Annotated in this window: 20 protein-coding genes; 9 read left to right on the plus strand and 11 right to left on the minus strand. The window is 46.9% G+C overall.

The features are described from left to right. Nucleotides 1–106 precede the first annotated feature (106 nt). Nucleotides 107–1,084 carry a c-type cytochrome gene (locus L3C95_RS26365; RefSeq protein WP_236392434.1) on the minus strand — a complete coding sequence of 326 codons (978 nt, stop codon included), beginning with the start codon at nt 1,082–1,084 and terminating at the stop codon, nt 107–109. A 331-nt stretch (nt 1,085–1,415) separates the two neighbouring features. Here L3C95_RS26365 and L3C95_RS26370 point away from each other — a divergent pair, with 331 nt between their 5' ends. Then, entirely contained in the window at nt 1,416–2,315 is a 900-nt protein-coding gene (locus L3C95_RS26370; RefSeq protein ID WP_236392436.1) for a glycosyl hydrolase, read from the plus strand. Nucleotides 2,316–2,398: 83 nt separating this feature from the next. On the opposite strand, the gene L3C95_RS26375 is transcribed toward L3C95_RS26370, so the two are convergent. Beyond that, nucleotides 2,399–3,445, minus strand: a complete 1,047-nt coding sequence (locus L3C95_RS26375; protein ID WP_236392438.1) for an aldo/keto reductase — start codon at nt 3,443–3,445, stop codon at nt 2,399–2,401. A gap of 220 nt (nt 3,446–3,665) precedes the next feature. Between L3C95_RS26375 and trxA the strand changes: the two genes are divergently transcribed. After that, nucleotides 3,666–3,962 carry a thioredoxin gene (gene trxA, locus L3C95_RS26380; protein WP_236392440.1) on the plus strand — a complete coding sequence of 99 codons (297 nt, stop codon included), beginning with the start codon at nt 3,666–3,668 and terminating at the stop codon, nt 3,960–3,962. A 16-nt stretch (nt 3,963–3,978) separates the two neighbouring features. On the opposite strand, the gene L3C95_RS26385 is transcribed toward trxA, so the two are convergent. From L3C95_RS26385 to L3C95_RS35145, 4 genes are all read right to left on the minus strand, one after another. Then, on the minus strand, nt 3,979–5,094 hold the full coding sequence (locus L3C95_RS26385; protein ID WP_236392441.1) for an efflux RND transporter periplasmic adaptor subunit: 1,116 nt from the start codon (nt 5,092–5,094) through the stop codon (nt 3,979–3,981). Next, nucleotides 5,072–8,218: an efflux RND transporter permease subunit gene (locus tag L3C95_RS26390; protein WP_236392443.1), complete on the minus strand. Its 3,147-nt coding sequence runs from the start codon at nt 8,216–8,218 to the stop codon at nt 5,072–5,074. The genes L3C95_RS26385 and L3C95_RS26390 overlap by 23 nt, the downstream gene beginning before the upstream one ends. Nucleotides 8,219–8,224: 6 nt before the next feature. Beyond that, nucleotides 8,225–9,622: a TolC family protein gene (locus L3C95_RS26395; protein WP_236392445.1), complete on the minus strand. Its 1,398-nt coding sequence runs from the start codon at nt 9,620–9,622 to the stop codon at nt 8,225–8,227. A gap of 101 nt (nt 9,623–9,723) precedes the next feature. Beyond that, nucleotides 9,724–10,545 (minus strand): helix-turn-helix domain-containing protein, encoded by an 822-nt coding sequence (locus L3C95_RS35145; RefSeq protein ID WP_236392447.1) that lies wholly within the window; start codon nt 10,543–10,545, stop codon nt 9,724–9,726. A gap of 200 nt (nt 10,546–10,745) precedes the next feature. Between L3C95_RS35145 and L3C95_RS26405 the strand changes: the two genes are divergently transcribed. Beyond that, nucleotides 10,746–11,621 carry a lipase family protein gene (locus L3C95_RS26405; protein WP_236392449.1) on the plus strand — a complete coding sequence of 292 codons (876 nt, stop codon included), beginning with the start codon at nt 10,746–10,748 and terminating at the stop codon, nt 11,619–11,621. 307 nt (nt 11,622–11,928) lie between these two features. Here L3C95_RS26405 and L3C95_RS26410 read toward each other — a convergent pair whose 3' ends face one another. Further along, nucleotides 11,929–12,462, minus strand: a complete 534-nt coding sequence (locus L3C95_RS26410; RefSeq protein ID WP_236392451.1) for a carboxymuconolactone decarboxylase family protein — start codon at nt 12,460–12,462, stop codon at nt 11,929–11,931. A 117-nt stretch (nt 12,463–12,579) separates the two neighbouring features. Further along, the gene (locus L3C95_RS26415; protein ID WP_236392453.1) at nt 12,580–13,455 is read right to left on the minus strand and encodes a pirin family protein; all 876 of its coding nucleotides are present in this window, start codon (nt 13,453–13,455) and stop codon (nt 12,580–12,582) included. Nucleotides 13,456–13,743: 288 nt separating this feature from the next. On the opposite strand from L3C95_RS26415, the gene L3C95_RS26420 reads away from it, so the two are divergent. Together L3C95_RS26420 and L3C95_RS26425 are read left to right on the plus strand one after the other, a co-directional pair. Further along, nucleotides 13,744–15,270 (plus strand): TROVE domain-containing protein, encoded by a 1,527-nt coding sequence (locus tag L3C95_RS26420; RefSeq protein ID WP_236392456.1) that lies wholly within the window; start codon nt 13,744–13,746, stop codon nt 15,268–15,270. Nucleotides 15,271–16,540: 1,270 nt separating this feature from the next. Continuing rightward, entirely contained in the window at nt 16,541–17,053 is a 513-nt protein-coding gene (locus L3C95_RS26425; RefSeq protein WP_236392458.1) for a hypothetical protein, read from the plus strand. Between the two features lie 131 nt (nt 17,054–17,184). On the opposite strand, the gene L3C95_RS26430 is transcribed toward L3C95_RS26425, so the two are convergent. After that, nucleotides 17,185–18,429: an MFS transporter gene (locus L3C95_RS26430; RefSeq protein WP_236392460.1), complete on the minus strand. Its 1,245-nt coding sequence runs from the start codon at nt 18,427–18,429 to the stop codon at nt 17,185–17,187. 124 nt (nt 18,430–18,553) lie between these two features. Between L3C95_RS26430 and L3C95_RS26435 the strand changes: the two genes are divergently transcribed. From L3C95_RS26435 to L3C95_RS26450, 4 genes are all read left to right on the plus strand, one after another. Further along, on the plus strand, nt 18,554–18,988 hold the full coding sequence (locus L3C95_RS26435; RefSeq protein ID WP_236392462.1) for a MarR family winged helix-turn-helix transcriptional regulator: 435 nt from the start codon (nt 18,554–18,556) through the stop codon (nt 18,986–18,988). A 10-nt stretch (nt 18,989–18,998) separates the two neighbouring features. Then, the gene (locus L3C95_RS26440) at nt 18,999–19,472 is read left to right on the plus strand and encodes an OsmC family protein (protein WP_236392464.1); all 474 of its coding nucleotides are present in this window, start codon (nt 18,999–19,001) and stop codon (nt 19,470–19,472) included. Nucleotides 19,473–19,724: 252 nt separating this feature from the next. Continuing rightward, complete coding sequence (locus L3C95_RS26445) at nt 19,725–20,363, plus strand: YiiX family permuted papain-like enzyme (RefSeq protein ID WP_236392466.1); 639 nt, start codon at nt 19,725–19,727, stop codon at nt 20,361–20,363. Between the two features lie 105 nt (nt 20,364–20,468). Further along, nucleotides 20,469–21,566, plus strand: a complete 1,098-nt coding sequence (locus L3C95_RS26450; RefSeq protein ID WP_236392468.1) for a tetratricopeptide repeat protein — start codon at nt 20,469–20,471, stop codon at nt 21,564–21,566. Between the two features lie 37 nt (nt 21,567–21,603). Here the strand turns inward: L3C95_RS26450 and L3C95_RS26455 are convergent, their stop codons facing one another. Continuing rightward, a complete protein-coding gene (locus tag L3C95_RS26455; protein ID WP_236392470.1) occupies nt 21,604–21,972 on the minus strand; it encodes a hypothetical protein in 369 nt (122 codons plus the stop codon). A gap of 272 nt (nt 21,973–22,244) precedes the next feature. Next, nucleotides 22,245–23,171, minus strand: a complete 927-nt coding sequence (locus L3C95_RS26460; RefSeq protein ID WP_236392472.1) for an endonuclease/exonuclease/phosphatase family protein — start codon at nt 23,169–23,171, stop codon at nt 22,245–22,247. Nucleotides 23,172–23,228: the final 57 nt, after the last annotated feature.

The raw sequence follows: 23,228 nt of genomic DNA on the forward strand, positions 1-23,228 counted from the left end.
ATATGTTTGTTTCTTCAATCCGGTTCGCGAAGTTATACTCATCTCTTCACTGTTTATGCCACCTAATCCGGTAGCTGCATACCCCCGATTAAGGGGATACTCCGGCTCAGGGAGTAAATTTCGCTACCTGATGATGCACTGGCTTCAGCGTTTTCAGGTATGTATAGATAGATCTCAGGTCACTGGTGTCCATACCTGAGTAATACGCCCAGGGCATCATGGTATTAAAGCCGCCTTTGGCAACAGGCTGATTACGCGTTGCACTATCTGTAAACGCTTTAAACCGCGCTACAAACTGCTCTGCCGTCCAGCTACCTAAACCTGTTTCCTTATCAGGCGTAAGATTGGCAGCACGCGACATTCCGCCGCCAGGCAATGGAAAAGCAGTTCCTCCTGCAAAGGCATCTCCTGAATCTTTTCCCTGCACTTTATAGGTATGACAGTCGGCACAACCGGCGGTCATTACCAGGTAACGGCCATATCCTACAGTGTCGGCGCGGTCAACATGGGCAACAGGCTGAGGGTCAGCAGGTGTCAGGTTCATTAGCAGGCTGACAGGAAAATCGGCTGAAGATGCCGGTACATCATTAGGCACAGCAGGCAAAGTACGGAGATAGGCTATGATAGCATATACATCTTCCGTCTGCATCTTTCCATAGCTGGTATAAGGCATCACCGGAAAGAGTGTTTTCCCGTGCCTGTCCACGCCACTGGTAATAGCCCGGTATATCTCACCATCTGACCATTTACTTAAACCATAAGGCGTAATATTCTTTGAGTAGAACACGCCGGGAAAACCGAAGCTCTGATCAAATCGTACGCCTCCGGCGCCCCTGGAGTCAGGCAAGACAGGTCCGGCCAGTTTTGAGAAATCACGTTGTGAATGACAGTCCGTACAACCAGCTACATGGTTCACCAGATAGCTTCCCCGCGCTATACGGGCTGGCGTACGTTCTATGGTAATGTCAGGCGCCGCGCCTACATTAGGGAGCGCAAACCGGAGATAAGAATAACCACTGATGGCAACTAATACCACTAACAATACAACTGTGGCTAAAATACGCAGGATCGTTTTCTTGTTCATAAAAAGTGTAATGGATGTTTTTTCCCCGAACTATTTTTATCAGACTTTCTCAGATCAGGGCCACAAAGTTATTGCTGCGTGTGTGTTGTTGTTGCCACCTAAAGTGGTCGAAAAGCATCCCCATATAAGGGGATAGCGTATATCTCAGCAATTGTAAGATTATTGTACTTAACACTGTTGCTTATTGATTCTCAAACAGTAAAATCATACCACGGTAATGCCTGTTTGCTGGCGCTTTGAATAATAACATTAAATGATAGTAAAAAGCAATATCATTGCACTCTGTAATCCAAGTACAACCATATTCTGAAGCCAACTTAAATATCCTGGAATGACCAAATTGAAACTTGCGCTCTTAATGAGCTTGTCCCTGTTCATCGCCTGCAGTAAAGACAAAGACACAACTACAACACCGGCACCCGGTGGTGGTGGAACTGAAAACGGCGGTGGTTATGAAGCGCCTAAAACCGGTAAAAAAGGCACAGACTTCAGCACCAATACTACTAACGGCACGTGGTATACGAACGTGGTAAATCTGAAAAGCCATTGGTTCTATACATGGGGTACTACTTCGCCTGCTAAAACAGTACCGCAGAATTGTGAATTCGTACCTATGTTCTGGGGAAAAGGTAATGTGACCGATGCGCTGATCGATTCTGTTAAAAGAATGAAAGCTGCCGGCACTGCGAAATATGTGCTGGGCTTCAATGAACCTGATGCCGGCGATCAATCCAACATGACGGTACAGCAGGCACTGGACCTCTGGCCTAAACTGGAAAGCATTGGCCTGCCGCTGGGCAGCCCAGCTACTGTATGGCCTGAGCAAGCCTGGATCTATGAGTTCCTCGATAAGGCGATCGAGCAGAAACGCCGCGTAGACTTCATCTGTGTACACATGTATGTTGGTCTTGACGATACGCATTTCGTGAGCGTGCTGCAGAAACTCTACGATAAATACCACCTGCCTATCTGGATCACCGAATTTGCTACAGTGGATCACAACGCTACTACCATAGATGGTAACATGTACAGGCCGGATCAGGTACTGGCATTTATGCAACGCCTGCTGCCTAAACTGGAAGCATTACCATTTGTACACCGTTATTCCTGGTTCTCCGGTTCTCCTACCAGCACCAGGTTATGGCCTTCCGCGCTGGTGGCTGCCGATGGTAAACTGACCACGCTGGGACAATGGTATGCAGACTATAAACCCAATACAGCAGTGAAATAGTTAAACTGTCTTATACAGAAAGACCCGCGTACATACTATGTATAACGCGGGTCTTTTTTATGAACCAAACTGTAATATTCTTCCTAGTAAAAATCCGGCAATGGGTTCAAAGCAAGATTATCACGCTGATGCCAGTACGGGTAAATGGTTGGCGTCTCACTTGCAGCATCCAGTTTCTTCACCTGTTCCACTGTCAGGTTCCATCCTACTGCGGCCAGGTTCTGTTTTAATTGCTCTTCATTCCTGGCGCCGATTATAATGCTGGATACAGTTGGTCTCTGCAATAACCAGTTAATCGCTACCTGCGCCACTGTTTTCCCTGTTTCTGCAGCCACTTCATCCATGGCGTCCACTACCTTATACAACAGCTCATCAGGCACTGCAAATGAAGGAACAGGACTACCACCCTGTACTACGCGACTATCGGCAGGGAAAGGCTGGTTACGGCGGTATTTTCCGCCCAGCATACCTGCAGCCAGCGGACTCCATACCAGGGCGCCTACTTTCTGATCTATGCCCAATGGCATTAATTCCCATTCGTATTCCCTGTTTACCAGCGAGTAATACACCTGGTGAGCTACATACTTATTCCAGCCATATCTGTCGGCAACAGCAAGTGATTTCATGAGGTGCCATCCGGAGAAATTAGAAGCGGCAATGTACCGCACCTTACCACTCTGTATCAGATCGTCCAGGCTACGCATCACCTCTTCTACAGGTGTATTGCTGTCAAATCCGTGCATGTGGTAGATGTCGATGTAGTCGGTATTCAACCGTTTCAGACTGGCTTCCACGTTTTTAATCAGCTGAAAGCGGGATGATCCCTGGTAGTTAGCTATCCGGGGCTTGTTGCTCATCGGGAAAGTGGATTTTGTGGAGATAAGCACCTGATCGCGCTTTCCACTGATAGCTTTTCCCAATATCTCTTCCGAAAGTCCGTCAGAATAGATATCTGCGGTATCAAATAAATTAACGCCGGCATCGAGGCAAAGATTTACCAGCCTTGTTGCCTCTTCTGCCTGTGTACTTCCCCACGCCTTGAAAAACTCGTTACTTCCACCAAAAGTGGCGGTGCCAAATGTTAATACAGGCACCTGCAATCCTGATCCGCCTAAAAATCTGTATTCCATCTTGTTTTACGTTAACTATTAAACAATTTAGATAGCCGTACAAAGATCACGATTTCTCCATATCCTGACCTGTATAAATTATATGTATATCTGTACATATAGGAGATGATGCAGCGCCTGTCCATCCTATCTTCTAAAATAGTAGTGACTGCCACAAGTACAGTTGCAGGTACTTTTGCATATTTTTTGTGTTACCAGGTACATACTAACAGCATAACATATGGCAACGTTTTCAGAGCTTATAAATAGTGACAAACCGGTATTGGTGGATTTCTTTGCTACCTGGTGCGGCCCCTGTAAAATGCAGGCGCCCATACTGGACCAGTTGAAACAGCGTGTAGGAGATGCAGCCACCATTATCAAAGTGGATGTGGATAAAAATCCGGCGGCAGCCAATGCGTATCAGGTACAGGGTGTACCTACACTCATCCTCTTTAAGCAGGGGAAAATAGTATGGCGCCAATCTGGCGTAGTGCCGGTAACCAACCTGGAACAGATTGTCAGGCAGAACGCCTGACAACCGGCCCCCGGTTTTACTTATTTACTTTCCAAAAGGCAGTACTTCCGGGCTTCCTTTCATCGGTAGCCTTTACTAACAGGGTATCTCCCGGTTGTATGCCTGCAAATATCTCGGTTCCCTTATCGGTGGTGATCCCTTGCCTGATGTCCACCCATTCGGCTTTATCTTCTTTTATACGGATTACAAACTTCTTTTCCTGCGTAGTAGCTATTGCAGTGGCAGGCACAATCACGGATGGCATGTCGCGCTGTAAAGCTATTTTCACATATGCGAAAGCGCCGGCTTTGAGTTTCCCTTCGCTATTCGGTACTTCAAACTCCCATAGTTCTGTACGGGTGGCGGGGTCAATGGCGCCCGATTTACGGGTAAGCTTTGCTGCAAACCGTTCCAGCGGATAAGCATCTACCCTGAAATCTATATTAGCAGCGGCCCGGGCTGCTCCGGTATACATTTCAGGCACAGCAGCACGCAGGCGTAACAGGTGGAGGTCCTGTATGGTAAGCAATGGCGTGTTTGTGCCGGTAAAAGCACCTTCATTTACTTTCCTTGCTGTAATAATACCATTGAAAGGGGCGGTGATATACAGGTAACCCGATACATTCCGGTATGCCTGTGATTGCTTCTCAGCGGCCACATAGGCGCTACTGTCGGCCATCATCTGGTTCCTGCTGCGCTCAAGATCAACAGGCGCTACTATGCCCGGCGTCCTGGCCTGGGAGGCACGGTATAACCGCTGGTATTGATCTTTGCTGGAAGTCCACTTCGCTTTCGCCGACAATACACTGGCTTCGGATTCTGCAAAACGGCTATTTACCTCCGGCGCTTTTATGACTGCCAGTACCTGACCTTTCCTGACCTTATCGCCAAGATCTACTTTCATTTCCTGTACAAAGCCTTCCACTTTCGCATACAGATCTGCATATTCATAGGGCAGCAATTCGGCCGGCAGCTCTACCGTTTTATGCAGCGTATCCTGCTGTACGATGAATGCCGCTACGGTATCTTTTGCCGTACCGGCCTCCGTGGTATCTGTTTGTGTTGGACCACCACAGGCAGTCAGCAGGTAAACAGTACCAATAGCAATGGCTGATGGCAGCCCGGTAGCTTTACTTTTTATCTTCTTTGTCATAATAAATACTGTCTTTATCGTCCGGATCGAGAGATACAAATCGGTAAGGTCGTTTTCCTGTATATGACCGGTAAATATGAGGCAGGAAAAATAATACACCTACTGCTGAAAACAATAAACCTCCTATTACTGCAATACCCAGCGGCGCCGTCTGATCGCCACCTTCAGACAATCCCAGCGCCATCGGTATCATGCCCGCTATCATCGCTGCACTGGTCATCAGGATGGGACGCAGCCTGTTTTCTGCGGCCAGCATATAGGAATCACTTTCGCCTGCGCGCCTGTAATATTCAGCATTGGTAATGAACAACACACTATTGGCAATGGCCACTCCCGCCGCCATAATGATACCCATATAGGATTGTATATTCAGGGTATTGCCTGTTATGAACAGGAAGAGCAATGCCCCGGCAATTACTGCAGGAATAACCGATAATGCAGCCAGCGCCACACGGAAGGACTGGAAGTAAACCGCCATCAGCATGAAAATAACAACCAGTGCTACCAGTAAGCCAAACTGCAGGCTTGTCAGCGTTTGCTGCAGCAGTTCCGGCTGACCGCGCAACAGGATGCGTGCGCCGTTCTGCAATTTTCCCATATCTGCAATGGCCTTATTCACACGTTTGAACACAGCCCCCTGGTCCTGCGATTGTATATTGGCGGTGATCGTTATATAACGCTGCTGGTTCAACCGGTCATATTCCCCTGCTACGCTGGCATATTTCCAGGAGGCAACTTCACTGAGATAATGGGTCTTGCCATCACCTCCCGCAACAGGGATCGCTTCCAGTTGTGATGTATTGTTCATACGGAATTCGGGGTACTGCACCTGTACCTGGTAGGCCGTTCCGGTAGTTTTATCCAGCCAGTAACTGGGATTGGTAAAACGGCTGGAAGAAGTGGCTGTTACCAGCGATCTTGAGATCTGCTCGGTGCTAAGCCCTAACTGGCCAGCCTTCACCCTGTCTATGTCCAACCTGATAGCAGGATATTCCAGCGGTGTGGTGATCTGCAGGTCGCGCAATTCCGGTATGGCTGCTAATTTCTTCATGAGTTTTACCGCTGTTGCCTTTCCTTCCACCAGGTTCCTGTTTGCTACGGCAATCTCCACCGGATTAGTATTGCCGAGGTTTAAGACCTGCTCTACTATGTCGCCCGGTTCAAAGGAGATAGTAGCAGCCGGCATTTCTTTCTTTACAGCAGCACGCAACGATTCCATGAAAACCGGCATGGCGATGGCGCCCTTCCTGAGTTTTATACGCACGACTGATTCCTGCGGTCCTCCTGTCCACAGATGGATATAGTTCACCGGGTAGCTGGATGGCTGTGTACCTACAAAAGCCGATGTAAGCTCAACATTGCCTTTACCAGCGATGCTGTCTGTCAGTGCCAGCAACTTCCGGGTGGCATCCTCCGTGCGTTCAAAACGGGTGCCCACGGGCAGGCGCATACGCACCTGCGTCTGACCGCTGTCGGTACGGGGAAACAAAGCAGTGCCTGTGCCTTTGAACAACAATATCACCAGCAGCACAGAGGCGGCGATGAACAATATAGTTACCCAGCTTTTATCGAATACCGGCTTTCTGCCTTTATCCACATACCAGTTCTTAAAGCGGTCAAAGCGACCGGAGGTGGTGGTTGTTTTTAAATGTGTGTTGAGGAGCCAGTTTGAAGCTACCGGTACGAAGGTCTGCGACAAAAAGAAAGAAGCGATCATAGCAAAAGCCACTGCCAGTGATAAAGGGAGGAACATGGCTCCCGGTACACCGTTCATAAATATGGCAGGCACAAACACGGCCAGTATGCTGAGCAGGATAAGTAACTTCGGACCGGCAATTTCTTTGGCGCCATCAGCAATGGCTCTTGCCTTGCTTTTACCGGCTTCCATATGGCGGTGGATGTTCTCTACTGTAACCGTGGCTTCATCGACCAATATTCCCACAGACAATGCAAGGCCTCCCAACGTCATGATATTGATCGTCTGCCCTGTAAGGTAAAGCAAGGTGGCGGAAGTAAGCAATGCAAGCGGAATGGTCATCACTACGATCAATGCACTGCGCCTGTCGCCCAGGAACAATAATACCATCAGGCCGGTCAGCAGTGCTCCTACCCCACCTTCGAACAACAGGCTTTTCAGTGAGTTGATCACGTATCCTGACTGGTCAAAAGCGTAGGTTACTTTAATATCTGAAGGGATGGCGGCCTGCATATCGGGCAAGGCGGCCTTCACCCGCTGTACTACATCCCAGGTGGACGCATCCGCCCGTTTGGTGACAGGAATATATACCGCCCGTTTGCCGTTCACCAGCGCGTAGCTGGTGGTCACGTCAGATCCCATACTTACCGAGGCAATATCTCTTACATATACTGCCGGACCTGCACCTAATTGTAAAGGTGTGTTCTGCAGGTCCTGCAGGGTTTCTATTACGCTGTTCTGCGGTGTGATGTAGGTAGTATCTCCAATGCGGACATTTCCCGCCGGAGAGATGCTATTGGATCTCGCCAAAGCCTGTACGATCTGGTCGGGCGCCAGGCCATAACCTCTCACTTTGTCAGGATCTACCGTGATCAGCACCGTCTTTTGATTTCCTCCGAAGGGAGGCGGTGCAGATACACCCGGCAAAGTGGAGAACATAGGACGTACTTTGAACAATGCCAGGTCGGATATTTCTCCCAGGGAACGGTTTTCTGAACTGAATACCAGCTGTCCTACCGGCACGCTTCCCGCATCAAAGCGGGTCACGAATGGCGGTACTGTTCCAGGTGGCATGAATGCCCTGGATCGGTTTACATAACCTACCACTTCCGCCATGGCCTGGCTCATATCGGTTCCTTCATTGAACTCCAGTTTGATGATAGCAGCGCCCTGGATGCTTTTTGAAGTGACATATTTCACACCAGTGATGTAGAGGAAATGGTATTCATAATAAGAGGTAACAAAACCTTCCATCTGTTCAGGAGAAAGACCACCGTAGGGCTGTGCCACATATACCACCGGCAATCCCAGGCGGGGAAAGATGTCTATTTTGGTATTCCTGACAGACAGCACTGAAAAGAAGACAATACCGATAACCGCCACGAGGATAGTAACAGGATGTCGTAATGCCGAAATAATAAGCTTCATATATCTTTATTTTATGCTGCCGGTAAATTCATCCAGGTTGCCATTGGCGATGGAGAGATCCAGCAATGCACGCCATACCTGCAGTAATGCGCCTGCTTCGTTTGTTTCTGCCTTTAAGAGGTCATATTGCCCCTGTATCAATCTCGTAAAATCTATCAGCCCGCTCTGATAACTAAGCGTAAGGCCATCATAGGCATACCGCGCAGCTTGTGACTGCACAGCGCTCTGGCGGGCAATCAACAGGTTCTGACGGTAGTTGAACTGAGCGGTTTCCTGTTGTTTCTGCAGGTTTAGGGTGACCTGCCCCATCTCTGCTGTCGCGGCTTTTACACTCGCCTGGCGCTGTTTCTTTTGCAGGTTCACCTGGGTAAACTGCAGGATAGGAAAACTGACCTGAATGCCGGCGCCATAGTTCTTACGGGTGAGGCTCCAGCCGTTTGCCTTATCCACCGTGCCATCTGCCGCAACACCGGAGCCCCGGGCATAGGCATTGGCCCATATGTCGAGTTTCGGACGCCATAAGCGTTGTACTTCTTTTAAGGACGCCTCACTCACTGCTTTCTTTGCCTCGTAGTAACGGAACAAAGGATGATCGGTCATATTCACAGTATCCGTCTTTGCGACTGGCAATTGCGTTGCCAGCAGGGTATCGGATAACCTGATATTGTCGGGAGTACCAGGGATGGCAGCAATACGGGACAGTTCTGTCAACTCCGCATAATACTGACGCTGTGTGTTCAGCAGTTCTGTTTCTGCCTGTGCGAGCGCCGCCTGAAACTGGGTGGTATCAATACCGGGACGTAGTCCTTCTGCGGCGTATACCAATGATTGCTCTAATCCGGCGCGGGTACGGGTTATATTCGCCTTATAACTTTCCATCAGTTGTTGCAGGTATACGGCATTCAAATAAGTGGCAATAGCCATATACTGCTGACGGAACAGGACATCATTATAAAAGCTGCTGGCCAGTTTATATTCAGCTGCCGCCTTTTCTACCGCCGCCTGCCGCTGGCCGAAGGTCAGCGGGTTCCATTTCACCATCGCTCCCAGGGCTGTTCCAGGAACGGGACCATAGACATTGCCGGAAGACGGAGGCCCGCTGATGGGCAATATCAATCCGGGATAACTCATACCGGTGATATTATTGTAGGTGGCATAACCTGCCTGATAGCCGGCAGTCACTTCGGGCATTATTGTGTTCTTAGCGATCTTCACATTAAAACCGGCTGCATTAGCCTGTTCCTTATAGCCGGCAAGTTGTGGCTGCTGCGACTGAACAAGGGATAAAACATCCCGCACTGAAAGAACCTGCTGCCCGATGGCATGCTGCAACGTAGTGATGGCCCACATACTAACGGTTAACGTTAAGAACCGGTAATAAGAACAAAAGAAACTTTTCATCATGAATCGTAATACGATTTACGCCGGTGGGCATTAATTAACAAGGCATAAAATTAGAGAACGGGCTTACCGATGTATGGTATTTTCTGACGATAGTTTGGTATCTACTTCATGGAGCGGAAGGCCTGTGGAGTAGATCCTGATAAACGTTTGAAATACTTCACAAAGTGAGACGGATCATTGAAATTTAACAGAAAAGAAATTTCTGATACGGTCTTATCTGTGTACAACAGCAAGCGTCTGGCCTCTTTTATAATAAATCCGGCCAGTACCTCTGTAGCCCCCGTACCGGTGGCATTACGGCAGGCAATGTTCAGATGCTGCGCGGTGGTATTCAGCAGCTCTGCGTAGTAATTTACGGTATTTCTGACAGGAATACCAGTGCTTAATAATTCCAGGAATGACTGGTAAAGGTCTGCCCTTCTCGATGGCCTGACCAGTTGCAGTCCGGCCATCTCCTGTATTTTGATCAGCAGGACCTTCAGCAGACCCTCCATAATGGGAAAGGTATGCTCGGTTTCTGCCTGTCCTTCTTTCACTAACAATTCAAACAACTGGCCGATGGTGGCGGAGTCTTCTACCCTTAAACAAGGGATATCCCCTACTTTTGCCAGTAACATTTCCAGCTGAGGGTCAAGGCTTTTCCCTACAAATTCTTTCTTCAGAATAACCACATATCCACCGGGAACCTCCCGCAGGTCCCAGTTGTGTACCTGATCTTCCTTAATAAAGAACAATATGGGCGGGCTTACTTCGTAACACACATCGTCGATCCAATGAGCACCGCTACCCTGGGTAAGGTAAATGATCTCGAAATATTGCTTGTGCTTATGCGGCTCTGTTTTCCGGATATCATTCCTGAAAACAGCTGCTTTTATGTGCTTCTCCTGACTGATCTTATTTTTTACCGGAATCTGCTGTTTCACCCTGAGGCCTTTTTATAAAGATTTGTATCCAGGACCATAGTTACAAAATAAATCTAAAGCAATTCTGCCAACCTGTGCTTACTTCATTCTCCTCCTGCAACCACTTATACCCTCAAAAGCTCATTTCATGCCATTTCTCCCCTCCGGACGGCGTGCAGCGGCTACCTTCACAATATAATCACCGTTTAAAAAGAGAGGCTATGGTAAAGTCTATACAGACGGCAGCATTGAAATACGCTTATTTCATTCAAGCCGCTTACCAGGTCAGTGAGCAGAGCCCTTTACAGGAAGAGTATCCGGTTTTTCCGGCGGGCTATACACTGGTGTACAACATTCATATGAAGGATCCTGGTAAAGGAAAGGGTGGATTGACGTATTGCGGATTTCTGGCAAAAAGCAATTTCTCTCCGGAGTCGCCTGTGACCTATGTATTGGCATTGAAAGGCACGGACAACTACCTGGACTGGGTGGATAAGCTGGACATCCTGCCCTCACCCGGGCCGTTTGGTAATAACAGCGGCAATGTCGTATCAGGGTTCCTGGATATATACAATCATATGACCTTTTCCGATCCGGGGCAGCTGAAGCCCAAAGGATTGCTGAAATATATCAGATACAGTATTCGCTATACAGATATGCAGTCGGATGATGATGTACAACCTATGGTATGTACAGGTCATGGTCTTGGTGGAGCAATGGCAACATTATTTGCGGCGGGGGATGCTTATACCCTGCACCCCTGCCGCTCCTATACCTATGGTTCTCCCTGTGTGGGCGATCCGGCCTTTGTTTCCTTTTATAACGCCCTTATCACGACCAGTGAGCGTTATTACAATCTGCCGGATCTTGTGCCCACCATCCTGGATGCCTTTGGTTATGACCATGTGCATAGCGGAATTCCGCTCGATTCACTGGGCGACCCTGCGCTCAGCTGGTTACCCGATTGCACACATTCGCTCAGCACCTATATGTACCTGTTGGGAGCAGATCCTTCGGTGATGGATAATAATTGCCTCATCTCTGATATAGACGATGATGTCATGATAAAGAAATTGAGTTTTCGAAGACGATATTAGTACACTATGGTTATGTTAATCAGGAAGGAAAGCCGCTTCGTTTATACGAGGGGGCCTATCTTTTTTATATAGGTCTTTATAAAAAGACAAACCGCATCTCCTTTGTAAAGAAGATGCGGTCAAGCCCCTGTTCTATGCAAGTTATATGTTGAGTGAGAATATGAAAGTATCAGACAGTCCCGGGATAAAACGCGTTGCATTTCAGTTCTCCAGGAACTACGTGTTTGTTATAACATCATTAACAAAACATAATAGACTCCACTAGATTCTGTGTTTGTAGCCCGGCTGCAACCCCGGGGCCGAAATATTAAATCGCCGGAGCAGCCGGAAAATCCACCGGTACATGGGTGATACCGTGCAGGTAGTTAGTGATCATTTTGTCGCCGATCAGTACTACTGTATCCACCAGGTTTTCGTTGGTATAACCAACAGCGAAGAACTGCTCTACTGCTGCTGCATCAGCTTTGCTCCTGTTTTCAACCGCGCTTTTTACGAGACGGGCAAGTGCGTCCAGTTTAGGATCGAATGAAGCGCCACCTTTACGGATCTCGATGATCTGCTCGTCTGTAAAACCATTCAGCTTAGCGATATATGTATGTGCAGCAAGACAGTAGTCACATTCGTTCACCTGACTTACCACCAGATTCACCACTTCTTTTTCTTTTGCTTTCAGAGAACTTTTACCACTTTGTAATGTCAGGTAAGTACCCAATGCATTTTCAGAATGCGCCATTGTAGCGTAGAGATTAGGCACTTTACCGATTCCCTTTTTCAGATTGTCGAACAACACCTGGTTAGCGGAACTTACTTCTTCTCTTGTTGGTACATTAAAAGTTTTCATTTTTATAAGGTTTGATCTGTTTTATTCGTCGTTATTGACGATGTAAAATTGCGACAAACCAAGCCCCGGAAAAATGGATATACTTCCCAAAGATTTGTATTTTTTTCCCTAAAGTGGTCAGGCGTTATAGCTGTAGGTAATGGAACCGTATTTCCCGTCAAAAAAATCCCTGTAGGCGTCAGCTATTTCTTCCCTGTTGTTCATGACAAAAGGCCCTTGTGTAACGAAAGGCTCATTTTGAGAGGCGCCTCCGAACAACAGGATATCTGTCGCCCGGGCGGCTTCATTATGAAAAGCAATCTCATCTCCCCCGAAATCAAATACAGAAAGACGGGAAGCCCCCTGTTTCTGTCCATTTACTATGGCTTCACCGGAAGGCACAAATACGGCGTATTCATAGCGCTTCTCTACAGGCATGGTATATTTTGCGCCGGGGTGCAGGCGCAGGTGACAGATAAAGTGATTATTATATACAGGAACAGGAGAGGTATCGTTTCCGATCTGCCCGATCAGGATTTTGGCTGTTCCGGCAGCATCCGGCAGCATAATTTCGGGAAAGTGTGACTGATCGAGGAACATATATACAGGTGTATCTCCTTTAACGGTGGCAGGCAGGTTGATCCACCACTGGACGGCATGTAAGGAATGCCCCTGGGGGGTATTAGGCGGTATTTCTTCATGCAGGATGCCTTTGCCTGACATCAGCCAGTGGGCGTCGCCTGCTTTGGCAGTGGCACGGTTACCATAGCTGTCTGCATACTCCATTTCCCCTTCCAGGATGTAACTGAACGTAGCTACTCCCCTGTGAGGATGAGCGTGTTTTCCGGCTTCTGAGGGCGGGTCACCGGGCACATTACCCGCGGGGCAAATCTGATCTACCAGTACAAAAGGGCCTATTGCGTGAACATACCGGTTAGGGAACAGGTGATTGATCGACAGCGCGCCCACTTTTGCGTTTCTACCCTCCAGGGTAGCCAACAATGCTTTTTCCATTTACGTTATTTTAGCTTTCACTCAGGACTCAATATACCTGACAAAGGGCTGGCTGCCAGTGACATGCCAACGGATAGTTTTCACAACTGATGCTTGTGGGTCTGGCTGTTTTAACAAAGATAACCATATACTTATCCCCCCCGAATGACATTTGCCGATAAATAGACTTGACATTTATCAACCGTGACAGAATAAATTTTCGAAGATTCTGAAAAGAAATTTTATCCTGCGCAAAAAGAGTGCGCATGTGCGTTTCAACTTTGTATCATCAAACAAACAAAAACGGTCATGAGATTCAATTTTATTAAAACTACGAAGCAGGTTACTAACTACCAGGGAGCAAAGGCTTACACGCTGACGCCGGAGATGGAGCTGTACAGTGCTGTAGTTACGGCTTCTCTGCAGGACCAGTTTTATGAGAAAACGACAGACAAGCTGGAACGCCTTCGTACCCTGATCGCTAAAAACGATCCAGGATTTGTGGCAAGACTGGCGGTATATACCCGTGAGAAAATGTACCTGCGTTCCGTACCATTAGTATTGGCAGTAGAACTGGCGCGGATACATAAAGGCGACAATCTGGTAAGCCGGATGACGAGCCGTATCGTACAGCGTGCGGATGAGATCACAGAATTGCTGGCATATTATGCACTGGCTAATGACAGAAAGAAAGTAAAACAGCTGAATAATCTGAGCAAGCAGTTACAGAAAGGACTGGCTGTTTCCTTCAATAAATTTGACGAATACCAGTTTGCGAAATATAACCGGAAAGCAGCCGTGACATTGAAAGATGCACTGTTCATCGTACACCCGAAAGCGAAAGACGAAGCACAGCAAACATTATTCAATAAGATAGTGCAAGATGATCTGAAAACGCCTTATACATGGGAGACAGAATTGTCTGCTGCCGGACAGGTGGCGTACGACTCGGAAAGGAAGAAGGCGAAGGCTTTCAGGAAAGTATGGGAAGAGCTGATCGACAGTGGTCAATTGGGTTATATGGCAACCTTGCGTAACCTGCGTAACATGCTGGATTATGATGTCAGCACGGAGCATCTGCAGAAGGTGTGTGCAACATTGTCTGACAGAGAAGCGGTATTGAAATCCAAACAATTGCCTTTCCGTTACCTGTCTGCCTACAGAGAGTTGAAGGACATCAATCATGGTATGATCATCGGCATCAAGCGTGCATTGGAAAAGGCACTGCAGGTAAGTGTGCAGCACCTGAAAGGTTTCGATGCGAAGACCCGTGTGGTAATTGCGTGCGACGTATCAGGTTCCATGCAGCAGCCGATCTCTCCGAAGAGCAAAGTGTTGTTGTACGACATAGGACTGTTGCTGGGAATGCTGTTGCAGCACAAGTGTGAGTATGTTACTGCTGGTATGTTCGGTGATACCTGGAAAAGGGTAAGTATGTCTCCGGACAACATCCTGGGCAATGTAGACGAGTTTTATCGCCGGGAAGGAGAAGTGGGTTATGCAACGAATGGTTACCTGGTGCTGGAAGATCTTATCAAAAGGAAAACTGTGGTGGATAAGATCATGCTTTTCACTGACGGGCAACTGTGGGATAGCAACACGAACAATGCTGTTGTGGCCAACACCATGTCAGCAAAGTGGATGGAGTATAAAAACATAGCACCTCATGCGAAGCTATACCTCTTTGACCTGGCAGGACATAAGGCTGTACCGCTGGATGTACGTCAGAACGATGTATTCCTGGTGGCAGGATGGAGTGATAAAGTATTCGAAATAATGGATGCCATTGAGAAGGGTAGCGATGCTATCACAGAGATTGCCGGCCTTGCTTTATAGCCATTCATTTTTTGTTACCTCATAAAAACATCCCTCTGAAAGGGAGGGATGTTTAAAGAAAAAGCAGGTGTCGTTGGTAAGCATTACTTCGTCATGGTTCCGGAGGTCGGGGGTTCAAGTCCCTCTCTGCCGTTAAACAAGGCGGGTAGCTCAGCTGGAGAGAGCACCGGGTTGGAAAAATATGTTTACCATTTATTACCCTGCTTTATTTTACATTCTTCGGAATGAGTGTCGTCAGGAAAGTGTTACTTCGCCATATTAATGCCGTTGACGTGTTCATGACTACCTTTGTTTGGTAGCTGGACTGTCGCTTTCACTTCCGCCAGTTACCTCATTCTGTTTTCAAACTTCTTGTAAAACGGGTGTCGTTTGGAAAGCGTTCCTTCGATCCAAAAAGTAGACGGGGGTTCGAATCCCTCTTCGCTGCAAGCGAATAGTTTAGCTGGAAGAACAACTGAAAGCCGCTCCCAGGGTATTACCCCGTTTTATTTATGTTACAGAACAAGTGTCGTTAGGAAAGCGTTACTTCGTTTAAGGAAACCAGTCGCTTCCGGGTTGTTACCTTGTTCTTTTTATACCTTCTTTAACAGGTGTCGTTAGAAAGCGTTACTTCGTTCCAATCTGTAGGTCGGGGGTTCGAGTCCCTCTGGAGTTGCCCAAAAACAAAACGTTGTCATGTTTGATTTTGGTCAGCTCCATAGCTCAGCTGGTAGAGCAATAGCAAGAGTCGCTTCTGGTTTATTACCCTGTTTATTTTTACACCTTCCTTTGACAGGTGTCGTAGGAATGCGTTACTTCGGGATGTGTCGGGGGTTCGAGCCCCTCTCTGCCGTAAGGCAGGTAGCTCAGTTGGTAGAGCAATGTGAAAGCCGCTTCCGGGTTGTTACCCTGTTATAAAAAGCTAAAAGGTCTGTTGAATTCGCGTTCAACAGGCCTTTTTAATTTGGTGATATTTTGTTCTTGTTCCCGTCTCCCTCATCTCATTTATCCACATTTTTCACTACGCATGACCAGTGCGTAACGCGTTAGTATCTTTGATTTATCAAACGATGATACAGAAAAACCTGCCATTGTTTGTTAAAGCAAACCCCAAAAATCATGATGAAACCCCAGACCATTTAACCATTAGTTTGAACCCCAATCCTGCACTACTGAATTACAGTCATCTATGCTTTAAGATGGTGGTCAATGCGGCCGGGAGTACTCCTGCCTCATTGGCCACGGTGTGGGTTGTTGCCGGAAATCATTATTACATCAATTTTTATATACTATGTTAAAATCGAAGATCGACCAACCATTCAGCACTGTTCTTAATCTTGGCGCCCCGGGGTATTTGTCAAGAAGCGGACAGGTGTCTTCCGGTGGGTTTATCACAACCGTTGCCACACTTGACAACAGAGAATTAAAAAAATCAGACGGCATTGTTCACTTGTCAGCATTTGGACAGATCTATGGCGTCGATCCACAATCGTCACTTCCCAACGATCTCGTTATTGTATTTGGTGATGAAAGAGATCTGCATGAAGAATTTGTTTTGTTTAATCAGCCGCTTCCTCCGACTGATCTCACATATAAGGTAGATATTCAATTCAGTCTCTGGGGAGATGCCTATTACGGTACCTGTACCGTCAACTTTGATACTGGCATATCCTTCATGAAACCCTTTTCTATCCCTAACTGCGGTGGAAACAATTTTACCGCGATCCGGTTGAAAACCACAAAGCTCTCAAACAGCGATGTTCAGACCACCCTGGACGGGTTTAGTTACCTACTCCTCAATTAGAACACCCGCCTCAGGACCGGATCCTATGAAAGCGGCCTCACTTCTATCAATGCAAGCAGCAGGAAATCTGCTGCTGTGCACTGGTAGAGGTGAGGCCGCGTTGTATATAGCTTAGTCAGTAGCTGCGTTTATCAGCGCAAATGTCTTACACGCATCACGTGTAACCATCTTAACCAATGAGTGATACCCCGCTGTTGGAGCATAAATATCAGCACGATCAATATTCCCAGCATACCCTCCACAAACACTACGACTCCCACACCGAAGAAATGCGCCAGATATCCTATCAGCAAACTACCGATGGGCAGCATTCCCTGGTAGGACATGATGTAATAGCTCAACGTCCTCGCTCTCATCTCTGAAGAAGCATGCGTTTGCAGGTAGGTATTGATGGCTGAGTTCTGGATCATCAGTCCGGCGCCTGTGGCAGCTGTGGCTACCAGGGCCAGGAACATGGAGGAAGAGACGGCCAGCCCAAGCAGTGCCACTGCAAATATGGTACTGGAAAGAATGGTAAGACGTATGAGGTCGTGACCTGGCTTTAATGTAGCCATAAATACCGCCCCAAATAAAGCACCGAATCCGGCTGCGCTCTCAAACCAGCTGAAAGTGGTTGCGTCTCCATGGAACACGTCCTTTGCAAAAACGGGCAATAAAGTAGTATATGGAATAACCAGCAGGCTGGAAGCTGCCAGCAATAATATCAGGGAAGACAGGTCAGGAGACTCCTTCAGGTATTCATATCCTTTACGCAGGTCGGCCCAGATATTCACTTCTGAACGGGAAGCAGGGATCAGTTTCAGTTTCATCATCAGCAAACAGCAGATCACCGCTATAAAGCTCAGGAAGTTGATCAGGAAACAGACATCTTCTCCCAAAGAGCTGAGTATAATACCCGCCAGGGCAGGTCCTACCAGCCGGGCGGCGTTAAAGGCAGAGGAGTTCAGGGCAATGGCGTTAGGCAGATCATCCTTATCATCTACCAGGTCCACCATCAACGCCTGACGGGCGGTGGTATCGAATGAGTTGATGAGCCCCTGCATCAGGCTCAATGCCGAGATCCAGGCAATACTATAATAATTCAGCCAGACCATGGCCGCCAGGGCGCCTGCCTGCAACATCAGGGCGATCTGGGTAACCATGACCACCTTGAATTTATTGTGCCTGTCTATAAAACTGCCGGCGAACGGCGCCAGCACCAATGAGGGTATCAGACTGAGGAAAGTGACCAGCCCCAGTAAAAAAGCGGATCCTGTAAGGCGGTATACCAGCCAGCTGATGGCCACCCGCTGCATCCAGGTACCAACGAGTGATATGGCTTGTCCTGTAAAGTGTAGTCTGAAGTTATGGTGTTTAAGTGAACGAAATACTGACATCTTAATAAAGTAAATTAATAAAGCTACTTTACAAAAGTACGACTTTTAAGTCAAATGAGTGGAAGTAAAGTAAGTATTCGCCGTTAAGAAAATGTAAAGTAACTTTGTAAATTCATTTTATTATATGCCTACTAAAACTTATGAAGTAGCAGCCTCCTTACGTAGTACGGTCACCCGCCTGGTAAGGCAGCTGCGCAAACAAAATATCTCATCCGATTTCTCCAACGCAGAGCTATTAACGATGGGGCTGCTCGATCAGCATGGTAAGCTGCTCCCCTCGGCACTGGCAGAAATGGAACGGATCTCCGCACAGGCCATCTCCCAGATACTCAACCGGCTGGAGGAAGCAGGCTGTGTGAACAGGGTCATGGACGAAACCGACAAACGGAAATCTGTCGTGTCCCTGACGGAAAAAGGTATTCAGCACCTGTACGAAAACAGGCGCATCAAAGAAGAATGGCTGGTGAAAGCAATGGAGAAGTTGTTTTCGGCAGAAGAGCTGTCGCTGATAGAGGCATTCCTCCCCCTTCTCCAAAGATTAGCAGAATACAACGGATAACCATTTATATATGAAAGGTACACACCATTATGCAATGACCACCCGCTGGACAGGCAATACCGGCAATGGCACCGCCAGCTATCAGGCTTATGAGCGCAGCCACATTCTCCAGGCAGCTGGAAAACCCGAGATACCCGGCTCTTCGGATCCTTCCTTCCGGGGCGACAAAACACGGTATAATCCCGAGGAAATGCTGGTTGCATCGCTCTCCTCCTGCCATATGCTCTGGTACCTGCACCTTTGCTCTGCCGCAGGCATTGTGGTAGTAGATTATGTAGACCATGCCACCGGCACGATGACAGAAACTGCTGACGGAGGAGGCTATTTTTCAGAAGTTACCCTCCATCCTGAAGTCACTATTACCGATGCCGCTCATATCGACAAGGCCAATGAGTTGCATCATAAGGCGAATGAGCTGTGCTTTATTGCCAATTCAGTGAAATTTCCTGTGCATCACCAACCCCGCTGTAAAGTAAAGGCATAAAAGGGGGTGATTATCATCCTGAAAGATCAGGAGTACTAAGTATTGAGACTCATTACGCGTTTTCACCTCTCAGGTGAAAAAAGTCATTTTTTGCTCAAAAAGAGAAAAAAAACATAAAAATCTGTTCAAAAAAGGTCAAAAAGAGGCGCTTCTATCTTACCGCACACGTATTTTAACTTTGGCTTAGCAATAAAATTATCTAATTTTATATATGTTATAACGTCCGGCGCTTATACCTAAACTAACCATTGCATGAAAAGGGTACTCACAGCTTTACTGGTAATTTTCGTTTTGGGGTTTGCAATAGTCCTGTATGCCTTCAAAGAAGACAGGCCCAGGCTACGTTCCGGCGATGTTATCTTCCAGACATCTATGTCTCGCCAATGCCATGCCGTAAGGCTGGCTACTCACTCTGTCTTCAGCCACTGTGGTATGATCTTGAAGAAGGGTGATAAAGACTATGTGCTGGAGGCCGTACAACCCGTGAAAATAACACCGCTGGACGAGTGGATCTCTCATGGGGAGGGAAAGAAATATGTGGTGAGACGCCTGAAAAATGCAGATAACATCCTCACGCCTGACGTCTTGAAAAAGATGGAGGCTGAAGGGAAGCAAATGCTGGGAAAGTCTTATGATGGCTATTTCGAATGGTCGGACGACCAGATATACTGTTCTGAGCTGGTATGGAAGATATATAAAAGAGCGGCAGGAATCGAAGTGGGAAAACTACAGCAAATGAAGGACTTTGATTTGAGCAGCGAACCGGTAAAACAGATTATCCGCGAACGTTATGGCGACAAGCTTCCTGAAAATGAAACCGTTATCTCTCCGCAGAGCATTTACGAGAGTAGTTTATTTGTGACCGTTATGTCGAAATATGGCAAAAAATAGTATTATCTTCAGTAACTTTGCAGTACAGGTCTGGTTTAACCAGTGAGAACAAGGTTCGATTTTTTATATCAGCGGCGTAGTTCCGTTTATTCCAATCCTATGAATATGAAAAGAATTTCTACATCCCTATTCCTATCCGCAGTGCTATCCCTCTCCGCTGCCGGACAAAGCTACAAACAGGATTTCGAGAAATTGTGCGTCAGTGGTGACACTGCCAAACAACGTACCCTGCTGATAAAGTGGGAGAAAGCCAAACCCAATGATGCCGAACTATACATCGCCTACTTCAATTACTATGTAACAAAGAGTAAAACAGAAGTGGTGACCGTCAATCATACTGCCAACGGCTCGAATGCGCTTAAAGCCGGCAAGAACGGCGACCCTGCCGGGTATACCAGCGAGGTTGGTTATAAAAAAGAACCACTGAACAAAGGCTTCAAATATATTAACACCGGTATCTCCAAATTTCCCAACAGGCTGGATATGCGTTTTGGCAAGATCTACATGTTGGGTGAGAACTATAATTATACCTACCTGACCAAAGAGCTGGTAAGCGCTATCAACTATGGCCATACCATTGATAACAAATGGAAATGGACTGACAATAAACCGCTGGACAAACCAGAGCAGTTCATGCTGAATGCTGTACAGGAATATGTGGCACAGATCTATAACGTGGGTAAGAGCCAGGCTGACAATATGAAGCTGATCTCTGAAACTGTATTAAAATATTATCCTAAACATGTAGAAAGCCTCTCCGATCTTGGTCTGGCATATACACTGAAAGAAGACCTGGACAATGCGCTGAAAACCTTACTGAAGGCAAATGCCATCGCTCCTAAAGATTTCATCGTACTGAATAACATCGCTAATATCTATGCAAAGAAAGGTGATGATGCCAATGCGATCAAATACTATGAACAGGCGCTAAAGTATGGTGATCAGGAAGCTAAAGACCTGGCCAGCAACGAGATCAAGCGTATAAACGCCAAGAAGCCGGTTCCAAAGGCAACTATGCCAAAACCTGCTACGGCTAAGGCATCTACAGAAAAAGCTACTGCCACCAAAGCGTCTGCTGCGAAAACAACTGCAAAGGCCAAAACAACAGCTACCAAATCATCCACATCAAAATCGACTACATCCAAGTCGACCGCTGCTAAAAGCACCGGTAAGACAACAAGTAAAAAGCCTTCCAAGAACTAGGCTCAGAAGGCTTTTACCGGCAAAAAGAAGATTGCATTTATTTAATAGACTGCAGCAAACTACAGAACTCCAGTTTTTCATCTGAAGTCAAAAATGAATTGGCAATCGTTTCATTAATTAAGTCGCTGGTCAGGGAAAATTCATCGTAAAGGTCATTTTGTTCCACTCCGTACTTTTTGGCCGTTGAATAGCGCACTGCTACCAGGATTTCTTTTGAAGGAACTTTCTTTTCCACCAGTAAAGGTCTGATAGAATACAGCATTTCATTGTTGGCAATTTCTATCTTTTTCTGATAGTCAGACTTGCCATGCTTTGCGAAGTATTGCCTGGTAAGCAGGTAAACGATCAGGGAAAGTAGTACACCGAAGATTGCGGTATAGACAGTGTTTTCAGGTAAGTGCATCATAAATGGTTATGAGAGCTTAAAATGTGTATAATACATTATCGACATACACAATATATGTGATGCGGATTTTAATAAAGCACCGATTTATTGCATGTTCAAACAGCGTTCCACACCCCTCGCCGGTCAACTGGCTGTGAATCAGTATACATTATAAAATATACTCACAGAAACGGAAATGAGTAATACCACTCCATAAAATTGGGGCATTTAAAAACAAATGCCCCTGACAGACAAGCCATCAGGAGCATTGGATATTATTATGTTTGCTGACCTTATTTCAGTGAAACCACGATCATTACCGGGAAGTGGTCCGACGGTTCACGGGCCACATATTTATTCATTGATACTTCTTTCGGGAAATTAGCCGTATTCACTTTTTCATCCCCTTTATCTGATACCGCAGGACTACGGTAAGTGTCCGTCAGGATACCATACTTTTCCACACGAAACTGTTTGGTCAGGAAGATATGATCTATCCTGCTATCGGTTTTTCCATTAGGATTAAACGCGTTGAAAGTACCATTCTCCGCATAACGGATAGCGGTTGTTTCATAGGCGTCTTTCAGCAGTCCTGAGGTATTGATCAATGTATATGATTCACTGTGCTGATCCACGTTAAAGTCGCCGGTCAGGATAGTAGGAATATTACCAGCCATCTTTCTCACCTTTTCCATTACCAGTTTGGCACTTTCTGCCCGGGCCTTTACGCCCACATGGTCCATGTGCAGGTTGAAGAGATAAAAGGTTAACCCTGTTTTTATTTCTTTGAATTTACCCCAGGAGCAGATCCTTGGCAGTACAGCATCCCAGCCTTTATTGGGTCTGTCAGTCACTTCCGACATCCAGAAGTCCCCATTCTCCAGCAGTTTGAATTTTTTTGTATTGTAAAAGATTGCGGAATACTCCCCTGCCTGTTTACCATCGTCCCGGCCTATTCCTACATAAGCGAATCCGGGAAGACTGTCTCTCAGGTTTTCCAGCTGGTGATGCATGCATTCCTGGGTGCCGAAGATGTCAAAGCCATGAAAACGTATCATAGCAGCGATCACGGGCAGGCGTTCCTTCCAGCCATTACCATTGGCAGCATCTTCCTTGTTATTGTCATTACGCATGTTGTACGTAGCCACCGTGATCGTTTGTGCCATGACGGCATAGGAAAGCACGGTAAAAACTGCTATCAGCAGCATCCTTCTTTTCATCTGCATCTCGATTTTTTATAATAAGCATTAAGATTTAAACTACAATTTCCGATCGGG

Origin of the sequence: Chitinophaga filiformis (assembly GCF_021646545.1) — a bacterium.
Classification (GTDB): domain Bacteria; phylum Bacteroidota; class Bacteroidia; order Chitinophagales; family Chitinophagaceae; genus Chitinophaga; species Chitinophaga filiformis_A.